Below are 302 nucleotides of genomic sequence, written 5' to 3' on the forward strand. Positions count from 1 at the left end.
CGAAGCCGTCCGCGCCGAGGGAGGCGAACTCGTGGGGGAGGAACTGGCGGATCTGGTCCGGGACGGCCTTCATGTAGTCCGAGACGGCCACGACGGGTCCGGTGGCGCCGGCGAGCTGGGCGGCCACGAAGGGGGTCCGGGCGGGGGTGCCGGGGTTGAGGAAGGCTTCCTCCTCGGCGGCGAGGCCGTCGCGTCGGAGTTCGTTCCAGGAGGTCACGGACCAGACGTCCGCGGCCACGCCCCAGTCGTCGGCGAGGATGGCCTGGGCGTCCAGGGCCCAGGGCACGGACACGCCGGAGGCC

General features: G+C 74.2%; 1 protein-coding gene. It reads right to left on the reverse strand.

All coding sequences use genetic code 11. The features are described from left to right. Positions 1-302 (reverse strand): transketolase-like TK C-terminal-containing protein (locus J1902_RS11885; protein ID WP_443623204.1); only part of this gene is annotated, 302 nt, incomplete at both ends.

It is taken from the genome of Arthrobacter cavernae (assembly GCF_017368795.1).
Classification (GTDB): Bacteria; Actinomycetota; Actinomycetes; order Actinomycetales; family Micrococcaceae; genus Arthrobacter; species Arthrobacter cavernae.